This is a genomic window from Nocardiopsis dassonvillei subsp. dassonvillei DSM 43111 (assembly GCF_000092985.1).
GTDB lineage: Bacteria > Actinomycetota > Actinomycetes > Streptosporangiales > Streptosporangiaceae > Nocardiopsis > Nocardiopsis dassonvillei.
Genome location: NC_014210.1, coordinates 1,307,249 through 1,322,954, shown reverse-complemented (window position 1 = coordinate 1,322,954; position 15,706 = coordinate 1,307,249). Strand labels below are relative to the sequence as shown.

Here is a 15,706-nt window from a genome sequence, read left to right as displayed (position 1 = left end):
CCCGGCGCGGGGCCGGGTCACGGACCTCTCCCGAAGCGCCACGGAGGCGCCGGGAGGGGTAAACGTCCATTCGGCGAGAAAAAGCCCGCCGTGTCGGATGTGCAGTCCTCGTGAAGGCCACATCACCCTGTGTCACGATCGTTCGCCCTGCTCAGCGGCCTACGATCACTCCGGGCGACCGCCATGGTCGCCACTGTAACCCTCCTCACACTGTACGGGCTCGAACGCTTAGGCTAGCCTCCCCTTAGTTAGGGCGACCTACATAAGAGTGTTCGCGAAGTTCCTCACCCTATGCCCACATCCGCTTTGCGGATGCTGTCGGCATGCCCGTTTCCAGGAGGATGATCCATGAGCTCCCTCGCGCGGTCCGCACCGGGCCCGCTGCACGGGAACGCCGGTGCCCTCGGCACCAGGCCCACACCCCCCTCCGGCCAGGACCCCGACGACCCCCGGACACAGCTGTTCGACGCCCGGAGCGCCGAACGCTACCGCGACCTGACCGGGGAGGCCGCGGCCCGCGTCGCCCGACGCATCGCCGGAGCCGACCGGCCGCTCACCGGAGCCACCGCCGAGGACCTGCGCCCCCAGATCGACAAGGTCGACCTCGACCAGCCGCTCCACGACCCCACCGCGGCCCTGGACGAACTCGAACGCGTCTACCTCGACGACGCCGTCTACTTCCACCACCCCCGCTACATGGGACACCTCAACTGCCCCGTGGTCCTGCCCGCCCTGCTCGGCGAGACCGTCCTGTCCGCCGTCAACTCCTCCCTCGACACCTGGGACCAGAGCGCCGGGGGCACCCTGATCGAACAGCGGCTCATCGACTGGACGTGCGAGCGCGTCGGCTTCGGCGAGACCGCGGACGGCGTCTTCACCAGCGGCGGCAGCCAGTCCAACCTCCAGGCCCTGCTCATGGCACGCGACGAGGCCCACCACCGCGCCAAGGCGCAGGAGGGCCAGGACACCCGCCTGGCCGAACTCCTGCCCCGGATGCGCGTCCTGACCTCCGAGGCCGGACACTTCAGCGTCGCCAAGTCCGCCGCCCTCCTCGGACTGGGCTACGAATCCGTCATCACCGTGGCCTGCGACGACAGACGCCGCATGCGCCCCGACGCCCTCGCCGCCCAACTGCGCCGATGCCGCGCCGAAGGACTCCTGCCCATAGCCGTCGTCGCCACCGCCGGAACCACCGACTTCGGCAGCATCGACCCCCTGCCCCGCATCGCCGACCTGTGCCGACAGCGCGGCGTGTGGATGCACGTCGACGCCGCCTACGGCTGCGGCCTGCTGGTCTCGCGCCACCGCCACCTGCTGGAGGGCGTCGAACGCGCCGACTCGGTCACCGTGGACTTCCACAAGTCCTTCTTCCAACCGGTCAGCTCCAGCGCGATCGTGGTCCGCGACCGCGACGTCCTGCGCCACGTCACCTACCACGCCGACTACCTCAACTCCCGCTCGGACGGCAGCACCCCCCTGCTCTCCCCCAACCAGGTCGACAAGAGCCTGCAGACCACACGCCGCTTCGACGCCCTCAAACTGTGGCTCACCCTGCGCGTCATGGGCGCCGACGGCGTGGGCGCCCTCTTCGACAGCGTCCTGGACCTGGCCGCCACCGCCTGGACCCTGCTCGACGCCGACCCGCGCTTCACCGTGGTCACCCGGCCCAGCCTGAGCACCCTGGTCTTCCGCTGCGCCGTACCCGGCGCCGACCCCGACACCGCCGACGCCGCCCACCGCTACGCACGCGAGGCGCTGCTGGCCTCGGGCCGCGCCTTCGTGGCCCGCACCACCGTCGACGGCAGGCCCCACCTCAAACTCACCCTGCTCAACCCCAGGGCCACCCGGGAGGACGTCGCCGAGGTACTGGACCTGATCGCCGCGCACGTCGACCACTTCATGAACGGACGCGACATCCCCGACCGCCCGGCCCCACCCGCCCCGACCACGACCGCGGCCCACGCGGCCTCCGCCCTGCCGACCACCACCGGGAGGTCCCGTTGACCACCAGCCGCCAGCCCGCCCCGGCCGCCGACCCCGGCCGCGTCCACGACTTCGCCGCCGTCGGCATCGGCCCCTTCAACCTCGGCCTGGCCTGCCTGACCGCGCCCATCCCCGGCCTGGACGGCCTCTTCCTCGACGAGAAACCCGAGTTCTCCTGGCACTCCGGCATGCTCCTGGAGGAGGCCGAACTCCAGACCCCCTTCATGTCCGACCTGGTCACCCTCGCCGACCCCACCTCCCCCTTCTCCTTCCTCAACTACCTCAAGGAGACCGGCAGGCTCTACCCCTTCTACATCCGCGAGCGCTTCTACCCCCTGCGCGCCGAGTACGACGACTACTGCCGCTGGGCCGCCCGACGCCTGGGAGACGCCGTCCGCTTCGGCCAGCGCGTGGAGTCCGTGGAGTACGACCCCGACCGGGCCCTCTACCTGCTGCACAGCACCGAGACCGCGACCGGCGCCCGGCACACCCACCGCGCACGGCGCCTGGTGCTCGGCACCGGCACACCCCCCTACCTGCCCGAACCCTGCCGCGACCTGCCCGGCGACGCCGTGCACAGCTCCGGCTACCTGCCCGCCGCGCGGCGGCTGCGCGACAAGCGCAGCGTGACGGTCGTCGGCAGCGGGCAGAGCGCCGCGGAGATCTTCCACGACCTGCTCCAGGACCTGGACGAACACGGCTACCAGCTCAACTGGGTCACCCGCTCCCCGCGCTTCTTCCCGCTGGAGTACACCAAGCTCACCCTGGAGATGACCTCCCCCGAGTACGCCGACCACTTCCACGCGCTCCCCGCCCCCACCCGCGACCGGCTCGTGGCCTCGCAGAAGAACCTGTACAAGGGGATCGACTCCGACCTCATCAACGCCATCTACGACCTGCTCTACGTCAAGAGCCGCCTGGGTCGGCCGCCCGTACGCCTGATGACCGGCACCGAGGTCACCGGCGCCCGCCACGACGCGGCGAGCGGCGCGTACACCCTGGACCTGCGCAACACCGACCAGGGACGCGACTTCGCCCTCGACACCGAGGGACTGGTCCTCGCCACCGGCTACCAGTACCGGATGCCGGACTTCCTGGAACCCATCACCGACCGCCTGGCCTGGGACGACTCCGGGCGCTTCGCGGTGCGCCGCGACTACCGCGTCGACCGCGACGCGCCGCCCGCCGGGCAGGACGCGCCCGGCGCGGACGGCTCCCCCGACGACGGCCGCGGACCGCGCTTCGCCCGCGGCGCCGTCTTCGTGCAGAACGCCGAACTGCACACGCACGGCTTCGTCTCCCCCGACCTGGGCATGGGCGCCTACCGCAACTCCTGCATCCTGCGCGCGATGCTGGGCCGCGAACCCTACGCCGTCGAGCGCTCGATCGCCTTCCAGGAGTTCGGCGCACCCGAGCCGGGCGCACCGCACACCGACGCCCGGGGCGGCGACGGCCCGACCGGGGAAGGCACGCCGGAGGCGGCCGTCCCGGCCTCAGGCCCGGCACGGAAGGCGGCGCGCCGATGAGGGACCAGGCACCGGCACGGACCACGCCCGACCAGGCGGCAGCGGCCGTCTTCACCCGCACCGACCCCGAACTCGGCGAGTTCAGCGTCCGCCCCGTGGACCCCGACGCCGACGCCCCCCTCCTGCACCGCTGGCTCACCCACCCCAAATCCCACTTCTGGCTCATGTCCGAGGCCACCGAGGAGGACGTCGCCCACGGCTACCGCACCATGGCCGCCTCCCCGTACGAACACGCCTACGTCGGCGAGTGGCGCGGCACCCCCCGGTTCCTGGTCGAGCGCTACGACCCCGGCCACAGCGAACTCGCCGACCACTACCCCGTGCTCCCCGGCGACACCGGCATGCACTTCCTGGTGGCGCCCACCGACACGCCCGTACACGGCTTCACCCGCGCCGTGATCACCACCGTCATGGAACTCGTCCTCTCCGACCCCGTCGCCCGACGCGTCGTCGTCGAACCGGACGTGCGCAACACCGCCGTCCACGCGCTCAACGCCGCCATGGGCTTCCGTGTCCTCACCACCGTGACCCTCAAGGACAAGGAGGCCCACCTGAGCACCTGCACCCGCGCCCAGTTCCGCGCCGCCGTCGCCGCGGCCCCGACCACAGGAGGCATCGGCCGATGACCACGCCCACCACCGGATTCGACGCCCGCCAGCCCCGCCTCCCCGACCCCCGCGACGCGGTCGCCCACCTGGCCCCCGAGACGTGGGAGCGCGCCAACCGGCTGCTCGTGCGCAAGGCCCTGGCCGAGTTCGCCCACGAACGGCTGATCACCCCCGAACCCGGCCCCGACGGCCTCTTCTCGGTCACCAGCGACGACGGCGGCGTCGAGTACCGGTTCGCGGCCCGCGTCATGGCCCTGGAGCACTGGCGGATCGAGGCCGACAGCATCGTCCGCCGCGACCTGCGGCGCGACGGCGCGCACCTGCCCCTGGACGCCCTCGACCTGATCCTGGACCTGCGCAAGACGCTCACGCTCGACGAGGACGTCCTGCCCGTCTACCTGGAGGAGATCACCAGCACCCTGGCCAGCAGCACCTACCGCATGTCGGGCGCCCGACCCGGCGCCGCCGAGCTGGCGCGCGCCGGGTTCCAGGAGATCGAGGCGGGGATGACCGAGGGCCACCCGTGCTTCGTCGCCAACAACGGGCGCCTGGGCTTCGACGCCGCGGAGTACCGCGCCTACGCCCCCGAGGCCGCCGCCCCGGTGCGGCTGGTGTGGGTCGCCGCGCGGCGCGAGCGCACGGTCTTCAGCTGCTCCGCCGACCTGGACCGCGAGGAACTGCTGCGCGGTGAACTCGGCGCCCAGACCCTGGCCGTCTTCGACGCGCGGCTGACCGACATGGGCCTGGACCCCGCCGACTACCACCTGATCCCGGTCCACCCCTGGCAGTGGTGGAACCGGCTGGCGGTCACCTTCGCCGCCGACGTCGCCCGCCGCGACCTGGTGTGCCTGGGCCACGGCCCCGACGAGTACCGCGCCCAGCAGTCCATCCGGACCTTCTTCAACACCTCGGCCCCCGAACGCCACTACGTCAAGACCGCCCTGTCGGTGCTGAACATGGGCTTCCTGCGCGGGCTGTCCGCCAAGTACATGGAGGCCACCCCGGCCATCAACGACTGGGTCGCCTCGGTCGTGGCCGACGACCCCGTCCTGCGCGCCACGCGCGTGGAGATCCTGCGCGAGCTGGCCGCGGTGGGCTACCGCACCACGCACTACGCGCAGGCCTCGACGGAGAAGTCGCCCTACCTGAAGATGACCGCCGCGCTGTGGCGCGAGAGCCCGGTGACACGGCTGCGGTCCGGCGAGCGCCTGGCCACGATGGCCTCGCTGCTGCACACCGACGCCCGGGGGAGGTCCCTCGCCGCGGAGCTCATCGCCGAGTCGGGCCTGGAGCCCGCGGAGTGGCTGCGCCGCTACCTCGACGCCTACCTCGTCCCCCTGCTGCACTGCTTCTACGCCCACGACCTGGTGTTCATGCCGCACGGGGAGAACGTCATCCTCGTCCTGCGCGACGGGGTGCCCCAGCGGGTCCTGCTCAAGGACATCGCCGAGGAGATCGCGGTGATGAACGACGACGCCGAACTGCCCCCCGGGGTCGAGCGGGTCCAGGGCGCGGTGCCCGACGACATGCGGGTGCTGTCGCTGTTCACCGACGTCTTCGACTGCTTCCTGCGCTTCCTCAACGGCATCCTCGCCGGTGAGGGCGTCCTGTCCGAGACCGACTTCTGGCGCACCGTGGCCGCCTGCGTCGCCGACTACCAGGCGTCGGCGCCCCACCTGGCCGACCGTTTCGCGCGCGACGACCTGTTCGCGGAACGCTTCGCGCTCTCGTGCCTGAACCGGCTGCAACTGCGCAACAACCGCCAGATGGTCGATCTGGAGGACCCGTCCGCGGGCCTGCAACTGGTCGGCACGCTGGAGAACCCCATCGCCGGGTTCCGTCCCGCGCCCCGGTAGGCGCGGCGGGACTGGGGGTTCCGCTCCCATAGGCTCAGCGGTCCGACGGGGCCCGCACACGCCGCGTCCGATCCGGGGGGAGGGCCGCACGCCCCTCCCCCGGGCGCCCGCCGGGCCGCCCGGGTGTCGTGGTGGCGCGGTACGTTCCTCGGGCCCGCGCACCGCACCGCCCAGGAGGAACCGTGGACCCCTACTCGCCCGTACCGGAACTGAACCTGCTCAGGGCACTGGAGGAGCGGGCCGCCGGTGACTTCGTCGCGGACGGCTTCGAGACGCTCGACTACGACGACCCGGAACAGCTGGCCGGCTGGCCGGAGGACCCGGCGTTCCGGTCCCGCCTCATCCCCTTCGCCCTGGCCAACGGCTCCGGCTCCGTCTACGCCCTGTGGCGCCACGACGACCGCGAGGACCCCGCCGACCTGCCCGTCGTCGTCCTCGGCGACGAGGGTGCCGTGGCGGTGGTGTCCGAGAACCCCCGCGGGCTGGTCCTGCTCCTGGGTGCGGACTCCGAGATCGGCGTCGACCACGGCTACCCGCCCTACCTGCGCGGGGAGCCCCAGGACGAGGACGGGCCCCGGCGCGCCCGGTACCGCGCCTGGCTCCAGGAGCACTTCGGACGCGGCCTGCCCACGGACGCCGAGGTCTCCGCCGTGCTGGAGGGCGCGCGGGACCGCCACGGCGAGCCGTTCGCACGGTGGGCGGGCCGCTACCTGGCCTCGTGATCTCGTCGTCAGTTCACTGGTTCCGCCTGGAACGCAGCTCCTTTACGGCGTAGATTCACTTTTGTCCGTTTATGCCGGATATGCTGCCGGGCCCCGGGCCCGGCGGCGCATGCTGTCCGGCCGGAGTCAGTCCTTCCACTCCTGGATCATGGTGTCGGAGGCGTGTACGCACATCACGCGCAGCCGTCCCGTGCCGGTGTTGGTGAAGCCGTGCCACACCCCGGGCTGGACGACCAGGGTGTCGCCCGCCCCGGCGGCCAACCGGCGGTCGCCGACGGCGAACGCGGCCTCGCCCTCCAGGACGGTCCACGTCTCGGTGTAGGGGTGGCGGTGCAAGCCGGGCCCCTGCCCGGGGTCGTTGTCCACGAGGAAGAACGAGATCCCCGAGCCGTGGGGGCGGCCCTCGAAGCGCAGCGTGCGCGAGCCGCCCATCCGGAGTTCGTCGGCGGGGACCACCCGGTCGTGTGTCGTGCTCTCCATGGTGCTCACTCCTCGAACCCGGTCACGGGGCGGACGTCGACGGACCAGCGGGCCGTCGGGGGGCCGTCGGGGGGCCGTCGAAGGCGTACCGGTCGGACGCCTCGGCCCCGCCGCCCGGAGCGGCGGGTTCATGGTGGTGGAGCGGTGCGGACCTCATCGCGGTGTCCCTTCACTGTGCCCGTCTCGGTGTGGCTCCACCATGGCCGGGCGGGCACGCCGCGCTCTACACTTTCGATGTGCGTCGAAACAGGGTCCGCTTCCGGATCGGGGCGGCCGACGTCTCGGCGATCCGGTTCGGCGTCTCACCGGGCCACGAACTGTGCCACGCGGTCCGGGTCCTGCTCGACCCCTCAAGCCACCCGCTCCAGTGGGGCTGGCTGCGCGCGGTGCGGGGGTCGCTGCCGAGGCGGTCGTTCGAGTACCTGGCCACGGTGATCGGCCACGAGGGTTACTTCCCCGACTTCCTCACGGCCGCCCCGTCCTGGGACATGACCCCCGAGGAGGAAGTCGAGCGCCTGCGGCGCGTGCCGCCCGAAGCCGTCCGGGCCGACCTGACCAAGGTGCTCGCGCGCTCGCGGGGGCGCCGCCACACCCTGGTGGCGGACATGTTCGCCCACCCCGAGCGCACCCGCGCGCTGGTCTCGGACGCCTGGACGGCGGTCTGGGAAGCCGCACTGGCCCCGCACTGGCCGCAGATCCGGCGTCTGCTGGGCGCGGACATCGACCTGCGGGTGCGGCGCATGGGCGCGGGCGGCGTGGCCGCGATGGTGGGCACGCTGCACGAGTCCGTGGGCTGGCACCGGGACGCGATCGAGGTCGGGATGCGCAGGCACGACGAGGACGTGGCCTGCGAGGGCAGCGGCGTGGTGCTCACGCCCTCCGTCATGAGCACGCCGCGCTGCTCGGTGCTCACCGAGCCGCCCGTGCAGCCGACGCTGTTCTACCCGGTGCACGGACTGTCGGCGTCGTGGACGCGTGAGGGCACGGCCGCCGCGCAGGCGCTGGAGGAACTGCTCGGGTCGGGGCGCGCCCGCGTCCTGCTGGCCCTGGACGGGCCCCGGTCCACGTCGGAGGTGGCCGGGGACTGCGCGATGGCGGTCTCCACGGCCTCGCACCACCTGTCGATCCTGCGGCGGTCGGGGCTGGTGGATGGTCGCCGGGAGAGCACACGGGTGATGCACGCGCGCACGCCGCTGGGCGAGGCCCTGGTGAGCGGAGGGGCCTGAGGGACGGCGGACCGGCGTGCGCTCCCCGGCGAGGAGCGCGCGCCCGGCCAGGAGACCCCGACCCCCGGTCAGCGGGCCCCGGCACCCGGTTCCGGTTCCGCGTCCGGGGCGTGCGAAGCGTCCGGACCGGGAACCGGTGCTTCCCGGTCCGGCTCCGCGTCCCGGTCCTGTCCGGGCGCGATGGCGCTGGCCAGGTGCTCGGCGACCTGCCGGCGCAGCGGGGGCGGGAGCGTGCCGCTGGACAGCGACTCGTACAGCCACAGGCCGTCCGCCGCCAGGCGCAGCACGAACAGCTCCATCTCCTCCGGCGTCAGCGGCCCGGCGGACGGTTCGGACGTCCAGCGCCCCATCACCTCGTCCCAGGGGGCGCGCGTGGCCGGTTCGTTCGCGGTCTCCAGCAGGAGCAGCAGCTCGGCGCGCGTGGAGCTGTGCGCGGCCACGCGGGCGTAGGCCGCCAGGCGCTCGCGGGGCGTGGCCCGGTCCGCGCTCCTCCCCGCGGCCTCCGCCAGGTGGTCGTCCCAGCCCTGGGCCAGGTGTTCGTGCAGGGCCTGGAGCAGGGACTCGCGCGAGGGGAAGTGGTAGAGCAGCCCTCCCTTGGTCAGACCCGTCTCGGCCGCCACCGACTCGTAGGTCAGGGCCCTGACGCCGTCGCGCTGGACGACGCGGAAGGCCGCGTCCAGGATCTGTGTCCGGTTGCTCTTGCGCATGCTCTCCCCCGGTGTCAGTGGTCCGCGTACGCCGACGAGGACGTGCCGGGACCATGGTGGCGCAGCAGCCGCCAGGTGAGGGCCGCGCCGCACGCCAGGACCGCCGCGACCACGACCATGACCACCAGGTAGCCGGTGTCGAAGGCGGCGTGGGCCGCGGCGACCACCGCGTCGTCGCCCCCGGCCGAGGCCAGGGCGTCGGCCAGGCTCCTCCCGGCGGCTTCCGGGGCGCCCTGCGGCAGCTGGACGGCGGCCGCGTAGACGAAGGTGACCAGGCTGCCCATCAGGGCCACCGCGGTCAGGTTGCCGAACTCGTAGGAGACCTCCTCCACCGAGGAGGCCATCCCGGCGCGGCTGGCGGGCGCGTTGCCGATGATCGCCGTGGAGGCCACCGACATCGCCGCACCCAGTCCGGCGCCGGTCAGCAGCAGCCCCGCGACGAGCCAGCCGATGCCCGTCTGGAAGCCCAGGAGCGAGACGACCACACCCGCCACGCCTGCGGCGAGACCTCCCGCGATCAGGGGCAGCAGGCCGGTCCGGTGCAGGAACGCCCCGCCCAGCAGCGCGGTCGGCAGCGAACCCGCCGCCACGGCGGCCACCAGCAGCCCGGCCTCCAGCGGCGTGAAGCCCACGACCAGCTGGAAGCGCTGGGTGGTGACGAGCTGGATGCCGCCGATGGCGAACATCGAGAACGCCGCGGCCAGCACACCGGAGGTGAAGGCGGGGTTGCGGAAGACCCCGAAGTCCAGCAGCGGGTCCTCCAGACGGCGCTGGCGGCGCGTGAACAGGACGAAGGCCACCACGGCCACGACCACGGCGGCGGCGAAGAGCGGCCAGCGCGGCGGCGTGTGCGCCAGCTCCTTGATCGCCAGCACCGAGGCGACCAGCCCGGCCATGGCCTGGAGCGAGGAGACCAGGTCCCAGTGCTTGCCGGGGTCGGGGACGTTGGGCGGCGCGATCAGCGCGGTCGCCACCAGCGCCGCGATGACCACGGGCACGTTGAGGAGGAAGACCGACCCCCACCAGAAGAACTCCAGCAGGACCCCGCCCACGATCGGCCCCAGCGCGCCGCCGACCACCGAGACGCTGCCCCAGACCGCGATGGCGATGTTGCGTTCGCGCTCGATGGGGAAGGCGATCCTGATCAGCGCCAGGGTGGCGGGCATCATCGCCGCCGCGCCCACCGCCAGCAGCGCGCGCGAGGCGATGAGGACCCAGGCCGTGGGGGAGAACGCGGCGACCAGCGAGGCCAGGCCGAAGACCACCAGCCCGACCACGAACATGCGCACGTGGCCGATCCGGTCGCCCAGCGTGCCGCTGCCCAGCAGCAGACCGGCCATGACCACCGGGTAGGCGTTGATGATCCACAGGCTCTGCGCGCCCGTCGCCCCCAGTTGAGCGGTCAGGGTCGGCAGGGCAGTGTACAGGATCGTGTTGTCCACGGTGACGAGCAGCAGTCCGGCCGCCACGGTCACCAGCAGCAGCCACCGGCGTGTCGCCGTCATGGCCGTCGCGTGCGTCTGATGTGAGCCCATGGGCCGAAATTTACCTTACGTCCGGTACAGTTTCGCGCCCGCGTCCCCGGGTGCGGACGGGCCGTCTTCCCTGGCGCGCGGGCGTTCGCGGACCTGAGGGGCGCGCCGCGCGGCACCCGGCGCCCCTTCCTGCTACCACCCGTGAGGGAAGGCGTGCTGTTCGGCTGTGCGCCGGTAGCGGGAGGGGCTGGGAATGTCGGGAGTGGTGGAGGCGGGCGCCTGGGGGCTGCTGGCCGGGTCTGCGCTGCTGGTGGGCGCGGTGCTGGGGTACGCCCTGCGGATTCCGCGCCCGGTGGTCGCCTCGGTGATGGCCTTCGGCGCCGGGGTGCTGCTGTCGGCGGTCTCGTTCGAGCTGATCGCCGAGGCGCACGCGGAGGCCGGGCTGGTCCCGGCGGTGGTCGGCACCCTCGCGGGCGCGGGCGCCTACACCGTGGGCAACATCGCGCTGGCCCGGCGGGGGGCGCGGCACCGCAAGCGTTCCGACCAGCCCGGGAAGCAGCCTTCGGAGGGCCAGCAGGCCGGGTCGGGCCTCGCGCTGGCGCTGGGGGCGCTGCTGGACGGCGTTCCGGAGTCGGCGGTCATCGGCGTCGGCCTGGCCCAGGGCGGCGCGGTCAGCATGGTGACCGTGGCGGCGGTGTTCATCAGCAACATCCCCGAGGGGCTGTCCAGCTCGGCGGGGATGCGGCGGGCGGGTCGCGGCAAGGGGTACGTCTTCGGCGTGTGGGGGGCCATCGCCGCCGCCAGCATGGTCTCCGCCATGGTGGGCTACGCCGTGGTGGGCGGGCTGCCCGCGTTCGTGGTGGCGACGGTGACGGCCGTGGCGGCCGGGGCCATCCTGGCCATGATCGCCGACACGATGATCCCCGAGGCCTTCGAGGACACCCACCTGGCCATCGGCGTCATCACCGTCTGCGGGTTCCTGGTCTCCTTCGCGCTCTCCCACGCCTGAGCGGCGGGGGCGAAGGCGGGGGCGCGGGGCGCGGGGCGAGGCCGTCGGGTGCGGGCACGGGGCCCGGTGGCTGTCGGCGGGGGTGCCGGGGAGCCGCGCGGGTCGGCGGCTTCCCGGCTGCCCCGGCCGGCGGCGCCGCTACTCGCCGAAGAGGGCCTTCTGCACGTCGTCGGGGCCGTCGAACCGGCTCGTACCGGCGTCGGACAGCTTCTGGACCAGGTCGTCGCCCGCACCGTTGCCCTTCGCCAGCGACACCAGGTCGTCGCGGCTGGCGGGGTAGTCGGCGCCCTTGAGCGCCTTCTGCAGTTCGATGGGGTTGAGGTCGGCCATGGGTTCCTCCCGGGTTCGCGTGCTCGTGCGGCGGACTCCCGTCGGCTACCCGGACGGCGCGCGCGGGAATACCACCGGAGGGCAAAGAGGGGGCGTCCCCGCGCCCGTCGCGCCGGTGGTGGCCGGACGTCGGGGTCCGGGGACCGGCCGCCTCCGTCTCCCGGACCGGGGAAGCGGCCGAACGGCGGCGCGACCGGGCCGATCGGCCGAGGCCGCGGACCGGGCCCGGTTCCTAGGGTCGCGGTATGCGCGGATCCACGGACGAAGAGGAACACGGCGGCGCCGGGGGCGCGGCACGGTACCGGAGGCGACAGGACGGCGACGGCCCCGGCGGCGCGGGACGCGCCCCGCGCGGCGGCGTCCTGCCGGGTGAGCGCGCGCTGGCCCCGGACCTGGCGCGCGGGATGATGCTGCTGCTCATCGTGCTGTCCAACACCGCGTTCCACCTGTGGGCGGCCCAGCACGGACCCTCCGGCTGGCACCCGGTGGACGGCTCGTGGCTGGACCGGGCGGTCCGGTTCGCCATGATCGTCGGCCTGGACCTGCGCGCCTATCCCCTGTTCGCCTTCCTGTTCGGCTACGGGATGATGCAGCTGTTCCTGCGCCAGAGGGCGCACGGGACCTCCGAACGCACGGCCGTGGCGCTGCTGCGCCGACGCGGTCTGTGGCTGGTCGTGTTCGGGTTCGCGCACGCCGCCCTGCTCATGGCGGGCGACATCATCGGCTCCTACGGGGTGGCGAGCCTAGTGCTGGTGTGGCTGTTCATCCGGCGCGGGGACCGGGTCCTGCTGGCGGGGGCGGCGGTGTTCGCCCTGCTCATCGCGGTTCCCGCCGCACAGGCGGCGTGGAGCCTGGCGGCGCACGGGCTGGAGGGCGTCGGCGGCGCGGGGGCCGAGCCGTCCTACCTGGCCTACGCCGCCCAGGAGGAGGACCCGCTGGCGGCGGCGGGCACACGGCTGCTCACCTGGGCGTTCGTCACCCTGGCGGGCGGCCTGCTGTCCTTCGGCGGGTTCGCCATGATCCTGCTGGGCTTCTGGGCGGCGCGGCGGCGCGTCCTGGAGGAGCCGCACCGCCACCTGCGGCTGCTGGGCTGGACGGCGGCGGTGGGGATACCGGTCGGCTGGCTGGGCGGGCTGCCGTCGGCGCTGGTCCACGCGGGGCTGGTGGGGGCCGCCCCGGGCGCGGTCGGGGACGGGGGACCGCTGCCCGCGGTCCAGGCCGCCACGGGGCTGGCCTGCGGGCTGGGCTACGTCGCGCTGTTCGCCCTGGCCGCGCATGGACTGTCGCGACGGGGCGGCGTCGGCCGGACCGGCGCGGGCCGGGCGGTGACCGCGGTCGCGGCGCTGGGCAGGCGCTCCATGTCGGGTTACATGGCCCACTCGCTGCTCTTCTCCCCGCTGCTCGCCGCCTGGGGCCTGGGGCTGGGCGCCCACCTCAACAGCGCGTCCATGGCGGCGTTCGCGCTGGCCGTGTGGCTGGTCACGGTCGTGGCGGCCTACGCCCTGGAGCGCGCCGGCCGCCCCGGCCCGGCCCGGCCGAGTATCTGCTCCGTCGGCTCATCTACCGCCGGACCCGCCCGGGGCGGCGGTAGACGCGCCCTCCCGGTTCCGGAACCCGGCCAGCTGGTCGCGCAGGACCCCGTAGGTGGGGGCCAGGTCCCGTAGAACCGCGGCGGCCGCGCCGTCGTCGCCGGTGACGAGTGGGTACTGCAACGATCCGACCAGGCGGGCCTGCCCGGTCAGGGTCGCGGCCGCGTCCGCGTGGCCGACGCCGCGCAGGCAGGCCGCCGCGTCCGCCAGGCGCCGGGCGCCGACCCGGACCGCGAAGCCGACCAGGTGGCCGCGCAGCTCAGGGTCGCAGCCGCGCCCGACCAGGTCCGCGAGGGCCAGTGCCGCGTCGCCGTTGGCTCCGCCGAGCCAGTCGACCGCCCGGGGGACGGCCGCGCCGACCGCCCGGGCCGCGTCGACCCGTCCGACCCGGGTGAACTCGGTGCGCATGGTGTACGGCTCGGCGTAGGCGACGCTCTCGGCCCGCCAGGCGGCGGCGAAGGCGGCCCGCGGCAGCCGCGCGTAGGGGTGGCCCTGCGGGTCGTGCAGCGTCACGTGGGTGTCGTCGGCGCCGAGCACGACGACGTAGTGGTCCGCCCCGATCGGCCCGGTCATGCCGGGCTGGTGGCGCAGGTGGCCCATCTCGACGGGGCCGACCATGACCGGCCCCTCGTCCAGGGCCGCGATGAGACGGCCGAACGCGGTGTCGGCGTCGCCGCCGCTGGTGGTCCGCGCCGTCCAGCCCAGGGCGGTCAGCGCCTCGTCCACACCGATGCCGGGGTTCCAGCCGCACGGGTCGAAGAAGGCGAGCCCGTCCTCCAGTTGGACGCCGAAGGGGCTGCCGGTGACCGTCTCGACCACCGCGGCGTCGGGCGCGTCCCCACCCAGCATCATGACCAGGCAGTTGGAGTAGCAGTAGGGCCCCGAACCGCGGTACCACGTATCCGTCATCGCGCCAGGATGCCGTTTTTCCCGGGAAAACACCACCGGCGCGCGGCGGTCCGCGGCCGTGGCCCGGGGGCCCGCGGTCCTCTGGACCACCCCGTTTTTGCCGGTTCGGCAAAGGACTTTGGCAACGCGGCGCCGCGGCCGCATCGTGGCGGTATGAGCGAGAACGAGTTGGTACCGGCATCCGGTGAGGCGTGGGACGTCGTGGTGGTCGGGGGCGGTGCGGCGGGACTGTCGGCCGCGCTGACGCTGGCCCGGGTCCGCCGTTCGGTGCTGGTCGTCGACGCCGGGGAACCGCGCAACGCCCCGGCGGCCGGGGCGCACGGCCTGCTGTCCCGGGACGGGATCCCGCCGCTGGAACTGCTCCGGCTGGGGCGCGAGGAGGTCGCCTCCTACGGCGGGCGGATCGTGTCCGGCCGCGTCGCGGGCGTGCGCCGGGAGGACGGGAACCTGGTGGTGAGCACCGAGGACGGGGGCCGCGCGGCGGCCCGGCGGCTGCTGTTGACCACGGGGCTGGTGGACGAGCTGCCCGACGTCCCCGGCCTCGCCCGGCTGTGGGGTCGGGACGTGGTGCACTGCGTGTACTGCCACGGCTGGGAGGTGCGCGACACGGCCGTCGGGGTGCTGGGGACCGGGCCGGGGTCGTTCCACCAGGCGCTGATGTTCCGGCAGCTGTCGTCGCGGGTGACGCTGTTCCTGCACAACGGCGTGGACCTGGGCGACGAGCAGTGGGAGCAGCTGGCCGCGCTGGGCGTCGGCGTGGTCGAGGGCGGGGTCCGCGGCCTGGAGGTCGACGACCGGGACCGGCTGGCGGGCGTGCGTCTGGCCTCCGGCAAGGAGATCGCGGTGGACACGCTGGCGGTGGCACCGCGGTTCACCGCCCGCGCGGACTTCCTCTCCGACCTGGGACTGGCGTTGACGGAGCACCCGACCGGGATGGGCGCGCAGCTGGCCGTGGAGGCGGGCGGGTTCACCGGCGTCGAGGGGGTGTGGGCCGCGGGCAACGTCGCCGACGTGACGGCGAACGTCCCGGTCGCGGCGGCGTCGGGGACGCAGGCGGGGGCAGCGCTCAACGCGGATCTGATCGCCGCCGACGCGGGGGCGGCCGCGGCGGCGCGCGCCGCCCTCGGCACCACGGAGGCGCGGGGGCGCGTCGCGGACTGAACCCTCCCCGCCCGACCGGGGGCGCCGGACCGTCCTCCGGCGCCCCCGGAGGGCGGGGCCCTCACCCGGCCGGAACACGCTCACGGCACCGCTGCCCAGGAGACGGCGCCACTGCTTCGAAGGAG

The 15,706-nt window shown here is 73.9% G+C and carries 14 protein-coding genes; 9 read left to right on the top strand and 5 right to left on the bottom strand.

What is annotated here, in order from left to right:
- The first annotated feature begins 348 nt into the window (after window positions 1–348).
- From NDAS_RS05360 to NDAS_RS05340, 5 genes are all read left to right on the top strand, one after another.
- Complete coding sequence (locus NDAS_RS05360; protein WP_013152123.1) at window positions 349–2,004, top strand: pyridoxal phosphate-dependent decarboxylase family protein; 1,656 nt, start codon at window positions 349–351, stop codon at window positions 2,002–2,004.
- Window positions 2,001–3,509, top strand: a complete 1,509-nt coding sequence (locus NDAS_RS05355) for a lysine N(6)-hydroxylase/L-ornithine N(5)-oxygenase family protein (RefSeq protein WP_013152122.1) — start codon at window positions 2,001–2,003, stop codon at window positions 3,507–3,509. Before NDAS_RS05360 ends, NDAS_RS05355 begins: the two co-directional genes overlap by 4 nt.
- Window positions 3,506–4,135 carry a GNAT family N-acetyltransferase gene (locus NDAS_RS05350; protein WP_013152121.1) on the top strand — a complete coding sequence of 210 codons (630 nt, stop codon included), beginning with the start codon at window positions 3,506–3,508 and terminating at the stop codon, window positions 4,133–4,135. The genes NDAS_RS05355 and NDAS_RS05350 overlap by 4 nt, the downstream gene beginning before the upstream one ends.
- Complete coding sequence (locus NDAS_RS05345; protein ID WP_013152120.1) at window positions 4,132–5,973, top strand: IucA/IucC family protein; 1,842 nt, start codon at window positions 4,132–4,134, stop codon at window positions 5,971–5,973. Before NDAS_RS05350 ends, NDAS_RS05345 begins: the two co-directional genes overlap by 4 nt.
- 182 nt (window positions 5,974–6,155) lie before the next feature.
- Entirely contained in the window at window positions 6,156–6,695 is a 540-nt protein-coding gene (locus tag NDAS_RS05340) for a hypothetical protein (protein WP_013152119.1), read from the top strand.
- Between the two features lie 126 nt (window positions 6,696–6,821).
- Here NDAS_RS05340 and NDAS_RS05335 read toward each other — a convergent pair whose 3' ends face one another.
- Window positions 6,822–7,175 (bottom strand): cupin domain-containing protein, encoded by a 354-nt coding sequence (locus tag NDAS_RS05335; protein ID WP_013152118.1) that lies wholly within the window; start codon window positions 7,173–7,175, stop codon window positions 6,822–6,824.
- A gap of 236 nt (window positions 7,176–7,411) precedes the next feature.
- Here NDAS_RS05335 and NDAS_RS05330 point away from each other — a divergent pair, with 236 nt between their 5' ends.
- Window positions 7,412–8,401, top strand: coding sequence for an ArsR/SmtB family transcription factor (locus tag NDAS_RS05330; RefSeq protein ID WP_013152117.1), 990 nt, complete (start codon window positions 7,412–7,414; stop codon window positions 8,399–8,401).
- 68 nt (window positions 8,402–8,469) lie between these two features.
- On the opposite strand, the gene NDAS_RS05325 is transcribed toward NDAS_RS05330, so the two are convergent.
- Both NDAS_RS05325 and NDAS_RS05320 read right to left on the bottom strand, forming a co-directional pair.
- Complete coding sequence (locus NDAS_RS05325; RefSeq protein ID WP_013152116.1) at window positions 8,470–9,108, bottom strand: TetR/AcrR family transcriptional regulator; 639 nt, start codon at window positions 9,106–9,108, stop codon at window positions 8,470–8,472.
- Between the two features lie 14 nt (window positions 9,109–9,122).
- A complete protein-coding gene (locus tag NDAS_RS05320) occupies window positions 9,123–10,613 on the bottom strand; it encodes an MFS transporter (RefSeq protein ID WP_013152115.1) in 1,491 nt (496 codons plus the stop codon).
- Between the two features lie 223 nt (window positions 10,614–10,836).
- Here NDAS_RS05320 and NDAS_RS05315 point away from each other — a divergent pair, with 223 nt between their 5' ends.
- Window positions 10,837–11,592, top strand: a complete 756-nt coding sequence (locus NDAS_RS05315) for a ZIP family metal transporter (protein WP_013152114.1) — start codon at window positions 10,837–10,839, stop codon at window positions 11,590–11,592.
- A gap of 138 nt (window positions 11,593–11,730) precedes the next feature.
- Here the strand turns inward: NDAS_RS05315 and NDAS_RS05310 are convergent, their stop codons facing one another.
- Entirely contained in the window at window positions 11,731–11,922 is a 192-nt protein-coding gene (locus NDAS_RS05310; RefSeq protein ID WP_013152113.1) for a DUF2795 domain-containing protein, read from the bottom strand.
- Between the two features lie 245 nt (window positions 11,923–12,167).
- On the opposite strand from NDAS_RS05310, the gene NDAS_RS05305 reads away from it, so the two are divergent.
- Complete coding sequence (locus tag NDAS_RS05305; RefSeq protein WP_013152112.1) at window positions 12,168–13,586, top strand: DUF418 domain-containing protein; 1,419 nt, start codon at window positions 12,168–12,170, stop codon at window positions 13,584–13,586.
- Here the strand turns inward: NDAS_RS05305 and NDAS_RS05300 are convergent.
- A complete protein-coding gene (locus tag NDAS_RS05300) occupies window positions 13,479–14,420 on the bottom strand; it encodes a hypothetical protein (RefSeq protein WP_013152111.1) in 942 nt (313 codons plus the stop codon). The genes NDAS_RS05305 and NDAS_RS05300 overlap by 108 nt on opposite strands.
- 153 nt (window positions 14,421–14,573) lie before the next feature.
- Between NDAS_RS05300 and NDAS_RS05295 the strand changes: the two genes are divergently transcribed.
- The gene (locus NDAS_RS05295) at window positions 14,574–15,581 is read left to right on the top strand and encodes an NAD(P)/FAD-dependent oxidoreductase (RefSeq protein ID WP_013152110.1); all 1,008 of its coding nucleotides are present in this window, start codon (window positions 14,574–14,576) and stop codon (window positions 15,579–15,581) included.
- Window positions 15,582–15,706 lie beyond the last annotated feature (125 nt).

Coding starts and splice junctions, on each gene's coding strand:
- NDAS_RS05360 (WP_013152123.1), top strand. CDS start 349: ATGAGCTCCCTCGCGCGGTCCGCACCGGGCCCGCTGCACGGGAACGCC.
- NDAS_RS05350 (WP_013152121.1), top strand. CDS start 3,506: ATGAGGGACCAGGCACCGGCACGGACCACGCCCGACCAGGCGGCAGCG.
- NDAS_RS05345 (WP_013152120.1), top strand. CDS start 4,132: ATGACCACGCCCACCACCGGATTCGACGCCCGCCAGCCCCGCCTCCCC.
- NDAS_RS05335 (WP_013152118.1), bottom strand. CDS start 7,175: ATGGAGAGCACGACACACGACCGGGTGGTCCCCGCCGACGAACTCCGG.
- NDAS_RS05325 (WP_013152116.1), bottom strand. CDS start 9,108: ATGCGCAAGAGCAACCGGACACAGATCCTGGACGCGGCCTTCCGCGTC.
- NDAS_RS05320 (WP_013152115.1), bottom strand. CDS start 10,613: ATGACGGCGACACGCCGGTGGCTGCTGCTGGTGACCGTGGCGGCCGGA.
- NDAS_RS05315 (WP_013152114.1), top strand. CDS start 10,837: ATGTCGGGAGTGGTGGAGGCGGGCGCCTGGGGGCTGCTGGCCGGGTCT.
- NDAS_RS05310 (WP_013152113.1), bottom strand. CDS start 11,922: ATGGCCGACCTCAACCCCATCGAACTGCAGAAGGCGCTCAAGGGCGCC.
- NDAS_RS05305 (WP_013152112.1), top strand. CDS start 12,168: ATGCGCGGATCCACGGACGAAGAGGAACACGGCGGCGCCGGGGGCGCG.
- NDAS_RS05300 (WP_013152111.1), bottom strand. CDS start 14,420: ATGACGGATACGTGGTACCGCGGTTCGGGGCCCTACTGCTACTCCAAC.
- NDAS_RS05295 (WP_013152110.1), top strand. CDS start 14,574: ATGAGCGAGAACGAGTTGGTACCGGCATCCGGTGAGGCGTGGGACGTC.